The sequence below is a fragment of the Armatimonadota bacterium genome (assembly GCA_031081675.1).
Taxonomy (GTDB): Bacteria; Sysuimicrobiota; Sysuimicrobiia; order Sysuimicrobiales; family Kaftiobacteriaceae; genus Calidihabitans; species Calidihabitans tengchongensis.
The window spans coordinates 49,846-56,737 of record JAVHLZ010000016.1 but is presented as its reverse complement, the minus strand read 5'-3'; the positions used below and the strand labels follow the sequence as shown (position 1 = coordinate 56,737).

Here is a 6,892-nt window from a genome sequence, read left to right as displayed (position 1 = left end):
CCCCCCACCGTCCCCGAGCCTCCGGGGTGTTCCGATCCCGCCCCGGATGGGCTCTCCCCCGTTCGGACCAGATCGTCCTGATTCCAAAGCGCCACCCGCGATGCCGGCGCCGTCCGATGGGACCGGATCCGCCCCTCCCCTACCGTGGGCGGGGGGTGGTATCGGGTGTTCACGCCGCCTGTCCACCGTCAGGCCCTGCACAGCGCGCGCACTCTGGCCCGCCGGGACCTCACCCTGCACCGGGAGATCCTGCGGGACCAGCAGGAGGCCAACCGCCGTGCCGTGCAGGTGGCCCGCCGGATCCTGCAACAGGAGCGCGAGCGCACTGCTGACGCCCTGCGGACATACCAGCAGGAGCGCGAACGGGCGCGAGCCGCGGCCGCCGAATACCTGATCGTGTGGGCCCGGGCCCGGGAAGACGGCCGGAAGTTGCTGCGCTTCATCGAGCGCCATCCGGCTCTCCTGCAGCTGGTCGGCGGACACCTCCGCCGGGAGGCGGAACTGCGCCGGGCCGCCTGACACGGGTCCAGCCCTCGCCCATGCCTGCGGGCCTCGGGCAGGGACCCGATGGCTCTGTGCCGAGGGCTTCTGGCATGCTGGTCCTGTGGGCGGGCCGGCATACGTTGTCACCGTCAAGGACAGCTCCCTGGTCATCACAGCGTGCGACGGCGGCGAAGCCATCCATACCTATGACCGCTCCGGACGCCTGTTCGCCGCCTGGATCCACCAGCGTCTGTACCGTCGGGCCCTGGATAACCGCGTGGTGGAAAAGCACACCGTGATCCTCGACGGCCTGCGCACGCCGATGCGCCGGGAGCTCCCTCCCGACGAGCGGGACCGGTTCCTGGACCGGGCGGCGGAAACGGCTGCGGCGGCCCAGACAGCCCTGGCGCGGGGGGAGGCCGAGTTGTTGTGGACGGCCCGGGGACGCCCCTCGGTAGCAGACGCGCTGCGGCTGGTGGCCGCCGCGGCCGCGTTCGACGCCTCCGCCGCCCGCCGGGACGCCGCCCGCTTTCAGGCCGTGTACCGACCGGTGGGCATCCTCCCGCCCGACCAGTACCTGGCGGTGGTGGTGCAGGTGACCGAAGGGTGCCACTGGAACCGGTGCACCTTCTGCACCTTCTACCGGAGCGTGCCCTTCCACATCAAGACTCCGGACGAGCTGCGCGCCCACCTGGAGGGGGTCCGGCAGTTCTTCGGGGAGGGACTGTCCCTGCGGCGGGCCATCTTCCTGGGCGAGGCCAACGCCCTGGTCCTGCCCACCTCCGACCTGGCGGAGCGTCTCGACCTCATCCGCTCCCGTCTGTCGGACGACGGCACCCGGCCGGTGGTGTCCTTCCTGGACATCTTCACGGGGCGGAAGAAGTCTGCCGAGGACTACGGGGCGCTGCGCCAGCTCGGCCTGCGGCGGGTGTACCTGGGGGTGGAGACGGGTGACGACGATCTGCTGCGGCTGCTCAACAAACCCCAGCAGGCCCGGGACGCCCTGGATCTGGTCCGGACACTGAAGGCCGCGGGCCTGCAGGTGGGGGTGATCGTCATGGCGGGCGTGGGCGGGCGGAGGTTCGCCGACAGCCACGTGGATCGCACGCTCCAGCTGCTCAACGCCCTGCCGCTGGATGAGGGCGACCTGATCTACCTCTCGGCGTTCGTCGAGCGCCCCCACTCCGACTACGCCGCCGTCGCCCGGGCTCGCGGGCTGGAGCCCCTGACCCCCCAGCAGATGCGGGAGCAGATCCGCCGGCTGCGGGAGGGGCTACGGTTCCCCCGGCTGCGGGGCCCCAAAGTCGCCCGCTACGACATCGACGAGTTCATCTACTGAGCTTCTGCACCTCTTCCGGTCGCAGGGACCCCGGGGGAGCCGGAGCGGCGGTGTCGCGGCCGCGTCGGGCGCCCCGGCCACGCCCGGGGACGGGGGGATGGTCACCTGGCCGCCGGGGGCAAGGCCGAGCCCTCCAGTCCGGACCCGACCCCTCCCCCCCCAGACGGTCTGATGCGCCCCGGGGGAAGATTGGGTCGGTTGCATTATGTACGGTGCGCGCGCCCCGCGCATAGGATGAGCGCGGGACGCGGAGAGCGGACATGTCTGGGGCCCTGGAGAATCCCGCCGGCTCGGACCGGCGTTACCTGTCCCGGGCGGAGGTCGCCCGGTTGTTCGACGTCTCGCCCCACACCATCTACCGGTGGACGCGGGAGGGACGGCTCCCCTACGTGCTGACGCCGGGCGGCCGCCGGCGCTATCCGCGGGAGGAGGTGGAGCGCATTGCCGAGGCGTGGTTGCGCGTCCACCCGGCCCGCCGGGCGGGATGATCGCGGGCAGCCCGGACAACAGTGGAGGACAAGGAGGAAGCCATCCATGAACGGACGGGTGCGCGTCATGCTGCGGGCGGCTGCGGTGGGGTTGCTGGCGGCCGTCCTGGTGTTCGCGGGGACAACGGCGGCGGTCCGGGCCCAGGCGGATCAGCGCGCCCAGTGGCTGCGCAGCGGGCACGCCAACCGGGAGCTGGCCCGCGACGAGGCCACAGTGGAACGCCGGGGCGCGACGGCGGCGCACTGCGCCCGCTGCCACGCCGAGCAGGGCTACCTGGCCTGGCTGCCGCAGCTGGAGAAGGGCAACCCCGGCCTGATCACCAAGCCCGACGGCAGCCCGGCCGACGTGCCCTATCTGTCCATGCTGGGGTTGAACCGGTTCTCGGTGCGGCCGGTGACCTGCGCCGCGTGCCACAAGCCTGACTTCAGCATCCGCGTGACACAGACGACGCCGGTCCTGCCGTCAGGCTTCCGGGCCATCGGGGTGGGTCTGGGCGCCCAGTGCATGACCTGCCACAACACCCGCAACGGGGCCATCGCCTGGAACGCCGACGACCCCAGGCGCTGGACCGCGCCCCACACGGCGGCCCAGGCCGACGTGCTGATGGGCAAGAACGCCTTCTTCGTCCCCCCGGCGGAAGCCACCATCTCGCCCCACGCCACCTTCATCGGGGACGCCTGCGTGACGTGCCACATGCGCTTCAGCAAGGAGAGCCACACCTTCAGGGCGCCGGAGGGCATCTGCATCCGCTGCCACGGGCCCGAGGTCACCGTGGAGCGCGTGCAGGCCGGCATCAAGACGCTCCTGCACGAGGTGGAGAAGGCCATCGCCGCCCGGGTGATGGCCCGCAAGGACCAGATCGCCGTCATCCGCAACTGGGACCCCCAGACCGACCGGTACACGGACAACTTCAAGGTCAACCCGGCCCTGATCGTGTCGGTGGAGCCGGTGGAGATCCACGGGCAGCAGGGGCTGAAGTTCACCCTGCGCGACGGCGGAGCCTGGTACAGCCAGCTGGGCAGCGTGCTGGATGCCGCCGGCAAGCCGGTCTTCCCGACCAGCGATCCCATCGTGCGGGCAGGCTGGAACTACTTCTTGATCGAGGGAGACGACAGCTTCGGCGTGCACAACCCCCGCTTTGCCCGCACGGTCCTGCTGGCCACGCTGGACGCCCTGCGCTGACCGGGCAGGCGCCCTCGTTCGGAAGGCGGGCGGCCGTCCGGCCGCCCGCCTTCGTTCAGCCTGACGGAGGAATCGGCCCGCCGCCCGATGGCATCCCGGCTGACGGCGCGGTACGCTACAGGTGGAGGGGCGGGCTGCGATGCCCGAGGTGTTCTTCCGGCCGTCCATTCACCGCCTGCCGGACCTCCCCCGGTGCCCGTGGTGCGGTTCCCGCTATACCTCCCGCGCCCGCCAGCCGCGCATCTACTACTGCCACAGCTGCTTCCGCGCCTTTGAGGAGATCCCGGAGGTCCCCTACGATTTCGTCGCGGACGAGTGGTCCCCGGCCCTGGGGGCGCTGCAGCGGGAGGGGGAACTGATCCTGGTCCGGCTGGGCGCGGGGTTTTACGGGGTGTGCCTGATCTCCGTGGAAAGCCCGTTGCAGGCTCTGCTGCGCCTGCGCCGCCGGCAGTCCGCCGCCTCCACCGCGCGTTCCGCCTGACGGACAGCCACCCGCCCCCACTCCGGCGCCGGCCGGAGGCGGCCCTCGGGTGGACACCGGGGTGCGATCGGCCTCCCGCCCGATGGACGGCCGCCTCCGGCAGTTCGACCATGGAGGTGCCGGCCTGACCGGCAGACGGGAGGTGCGCCATGGCGGCAGAGCGCGAGATCCACCCCACCGACACCTGCGCCCGGTGCGGCCTGCGCCGGGCGACCCGGGAACTGGAGACCCGGGGAATCCGGGTGCGTCTGTGCGACGACTGTTACTGGGGCCGCGAACCCTCCCCGGAGGAGACCGAACCCTCCGCGTGAGTGTCCCCCGGTCCGCTGCGCGGAGACCTCCTCTCCGCGGGCACTGCTCGAGCCCAAGCCAGGCGCAAGGTTCCGCCGGCCCCGAGTCTTCCTAGCCAGAACGGACTAGCCACAATCCGCAGGCGGCCTGCTGGGGCCGGAACGCGCCCCCATCTAGTATGGGAGATGAAGACGGCCATGTCCGGGAGGCGCACGCTCCGGATCCGGGAGCCCTCCCCGCCGGCTCCCGGGAGATCTCCCACTGCGGCCGGCACTCTCTCCGCGTACGGTCGGGGCGGAGGTGAGTGCCATGCTGTCCGTCCGCGACCTGGTCCGGAGGCGGCAGGAGTGTCCGGTCTGCCCGGTGGCCGCCCTGAGCTTCACCCTGGGCCTGACCGGCCTGCGGCTGTGCTGGCTGCCAGGGGTCAACTGCGTGCTGGGGGCCGCGGCCCTGCTGCTGGGAATCACGGGTCTTGTGATGATCGCCCGCAGTCGGGGCACCCTGGCGGGGGTGGAAGAGGCGATCTCCGGCGTGGTCCTGGGGGCCGTGGTCGTGGGGCTGTCGGTCTTCTTCATCTCGGCCCTGGTCGCCAGCTGGCGGTAGGAGCTGACCCGGGATGGCGCTGACCCGACGTCAGTTCCTGCACCTGGCGGCGGCCAGCGCCGTGGGGGTGACCGTGCTGTCTCCGACGCGCCCGGCCACCGCCCGGCGGCGGGCCGCGCCCGCCGTCGGCGTCCTGGTGGACGTGGCCCGGTGCGTGGGGTGCCGGTCCTGCGAGATGGCGTGCAAGCGCTACCACGGATTCCCCGAGCGGGAGTCGTCTGACCTGGGCCCCACCGCCTGGACCTACATCCGGGTCCGCCCCCTGCGGCAGCCGCGCAGCCACCTGAACCTGGGCGATGCGGGAGCCGACCGGCGCACCTATAAGGTACAGTGCATGCACTGCCTGGAACCGGCGTGCGCCTCGGCCTGTCCCGTGGCCGCCCTGCGCAAGACGCCCGAGGGGCCGGTGGTCTACGACGCCAGCCGCTGCCTGGGATGCCGGTACTGCATGCTGGCCTGTCCCTTTCAGGTGCCCCGCTTTGAGTGGGACCGGCCTCTGCCGCGCATCCAGAAGTGCAACCTGTGCGCGGAGCGGCTGGCCCGGGGGGAGCCCCCCGCCTGCGTGGAGGCGTGTCCGATGCGGGCGCTCCAGGTCGGGCCGCGGGAGGCGATCCTGGCCGAGGCCGCCCGCCGGATCGCCGAGTCGCCCGACCGCTACGTGCCCGCCATCTACGGCGCCGAGGAGGCCGGGGGGACCTCGTGGCTGTACGTGAGCGACGTCCCCTTCGAGGAGCTGGGGTTCCCGGTCGTGGTCCGGGAGCCGCTGCCCGCCTACACCTGGAAGGCGCTGGGCAAGGTGCCGACCCTGGTGATCGTCATCGGCGCCACCCTCAGCGCTCTGGAGTTCTTCCTGCGCCGGCGCATTAACCTGAACGGAGGTGGCCACTGATGGCCCGACGGCTCACGCCCGGCCGGACGATCCTGTGGATCCTGGTGGCGGCTGCCGCACTCATCAGCGGTGTCCGCTACGCCCGCGGGCTGGGCGCGGTGACCCGCCTGTCCGACCGCTTCCCCTGGGGACTGTGGGTGGGGTTTGACGTCCTGTGCGGGGTGGCCCTGGCCGCCGGAGGGTTCACCATGGCGGCCACGGTGTACGTCCTGCACAACGAGCGCTACCGCCCGCTGCTGCGCCCCGCCATCGTGACGGGGTTCCTGGGTTACCTGCTGGTGATCGCGGCCCTGCTGGTGGACCTGGGCCGGCCGTACCGCATCTGGCACCCCTTGATCATGTGGAACCCCCACTCGGTCATGTTCGAGGTCGCGTGGTGCGTGATGCTGTACACGCTGGTCCTGGCCCTGGAGTTCGGCATCATGGTCCTGGAGCGGCTGGGGTGGACCACCCTGCTGTCCATCGCCCGGGCGTCGCTGCCCCCGCTGGTGGTGGCCGGGGTCATCCTCTCCACCCTGCACCAGTCCTCCCTGGGATCGTTGTTCCTGATCGTCCCCGGGAAATTGCACCCCCTGTGGTACACGCCGCTGCTGCCGGTCCTGTTCTTCCTGTCGGCGGTGGCGGTCGGGCCGGCCATGGTGACCGTGGAGGCCGCCCTCAGCGCCCGGGCCTTCCGCCGCCCCCTGGAATTTCCTCTGCTCGCGGACCTGGGACGGGCCATGGCGGTGGTCCTCACCCTGTACCTGGGCGTGCGGGTGGTGGATCTGGTCCTCCGGGATGCACTTTCCCTGGCGACTCCCCGCACGGTGGAAGGGACCCTGTTCTGGGTGGAGATGGCGGTCGGGGTGATCCTGCCCCTGATCCTGCTGGCCCTGCCGGTCGCACTGAGGCCGGGCACGGTAGTCACCGCCGCGGCCCTGGTGGTCAGCGGTGTCGTCCTCAACAGGCTCAACGTGGCCATCACCGGCATGTGGGCGGGCAGCGGCGCCACGTACGTGCCCTCGTGGATGGAGGTGACAGTCACCCTGGGCATCGTGTCCGCCGGCGTGCTGGCCTACCTGTGGATTGCCGAGCACCTTCCCGTCTTCGTGGAGCGATCGGAGGAATACGCGGGGGGATAGCCGCTGCGGCTCCA

Annotated in this window: 9 protein-coding genes; all 9 read left to right on the top strand. The window is 71.7% G+C overall.

Annotated features, from left to right (window positions below; genetic code table 11):
• Positions 1 to 165: 165 nt before the first annotated feature.
• Complete coding sequence (locus RB150_07610) at positions 166 to 519, top strand: hypothetical protein (GenBank protein MDQ7820401.1); 354 nt, start codon at positions 166 to 168, stop codon at positions 517 to 519.
• An 85-nt stretch (positions 520 to 604) separates the two neighbouring features.
• Positions 605 to 1,822: a radical SAM protein gene (locus tag RB150_07605; protein ID MDQ7820400.1), complete on the top strand. Its 1,218-nt coding sequence runs from the start codon at positions 605 to 607 to the stop codon at positions 1,820 to 1,822.
• Between the two features lie 260 nt (positions 1,823 to 2,082).
• Complete coding sequence (locus tag RB150_07600; GenBank protein ID MDQ7820399.1) at positions 2,083 to 2,310, top strand: helix-turn-helix domain-containing protein; 228 nt, start codon at positions 2,083 to 2,085, stop codon at positions 2,308 to 2,310.
• A gap of 46 nt (positions 2,311 to 2,356) precedes the next feature.
• On the top strand, positions 2,357 to 3,493 hold the full coding sequence (locus RB150_07595) for a hypothetical protein (protein MDQ7820398.1): 1,137 nt from the start codon (positions 2,357 to 2,359) through the stop codon (positions 3,491 to 3,493).
• Positions 3,494 to 3,632: 139 nt separating this feature from the next.
• A complete protein-coding gene (locus RB150_07590; protein ID MDQ7820397.1) occupies positions 3,633 to 3,974 on the top strand; it encodes a hypothetical protein in 342 nt (113 codons plus the stop codon).
• A 149-nt stretch (positions 3,975 to 4,123) separates the two neighbouring features.
• Positions 4,124 to 4,285: a hypothetical protein gene (locus tag RB150_07585; protein MDQ7820396.1), complete on the top strand. Its 162-nt coding sequence runs from the start codon at positions 4,124 to 4,126 to the stop codon at positions 4,283 to 4,285.
• A 289-nt stretch (positions 4,286 to 4,574) separates the two neighbouring features.
• On the top strand, positions 4,575 to 4,868 hold the full coding sequence (locus tag RB150_07580) for a hypothetical protein (protein MDQ7820395.1): 294 nt from the start codon (positions 4,575 to 4,577) through the stop codon (positions 4,866 to 4,868).
• A 13-nt stretch (positions 4,869 to 4,881) separates the two neighbouring features.
• Entirely contained in the window at positions 4,882 to 5,757 is an 876-nt protein-coding gene (locus RB150_07575; protein MDQ7820394.1) for a 4Fe-4S dicluster domain-containing protein, read from the top strand.
• Positions 5,757 to 6,878 carry a Ni/Fe-hydrogenase cytochrome b subunit gene (hybB, locus tag RB150_07570; protein ID MDQ7820393.1) on the top strand — a complete coding sequence of 374 codons (1,122 nt, stop codon included), beginning with the start codon at positions 5,757 to 5,759 and terminating at the stop codon, positions 6,876 to 6,878. Before RB150_07575 ends, hybB begins: the two co-directional genes overlap by 1 nt.
• Positions 6,879 to 6,892 lie beyond the last annotated feature (14 nt).

What these genes read in the sequence shown, in the direction of transcription:
- RB150_07600 (MDQ7820399.1), top strand. Translation starts at nt 2,083, where the DNA reads ATGTCTGGGGCCCTGGAGAATCCCGCCGGCTCGGACCGGCGTTACCTG.
- RB150_07595 (MDQ7820398.1), top strand. Translation starts at nt 2,357, where the DNA reads ATGAACGGACGGGTGCGCGTCATGCTGCGGGCGGCTGCGGTGGGGTTG.
- RB150_07590 (MDQ7820397.1), top strand. Translation starts at nt 3,633, where the DNA reads ATGCCCGAGGTGTTCTTCCGGCCGTCCATTCACCGCCTGCCGGACCTC.
- RB150_07585 (MDQ7820396.1), top strand. Translation starts at nt 4,124, where the DNA reads ATGGCGGCAGAGCGCGAGATCCACCCCACCGACACCTGCGCCCGGTGC.
- RB150_07580 (MDQ7820395.1), top strand. Translation starts at nt 4,575, where the DNA reads ATGCTGTCCGTCCGCGACCTGGTCCGGAGGCGGCAGGAGTGTCCGGTC.
- RB150_07575 (MDQ7820394.1), top strand. Translation starts at nt 4,882, where the DNA reads ATGGCGCTGACCCGACGTCAGTTCCTGCACCTGGCGGCGGCCAGCGCC.
- hybB (MDQ7820393.1), top strand. Translation starts at nt 5,757, where the DNA reads ATGGCCCGACGGCTCACGCCCGGCCGGACGATCCTGTGGATCCTGGTG.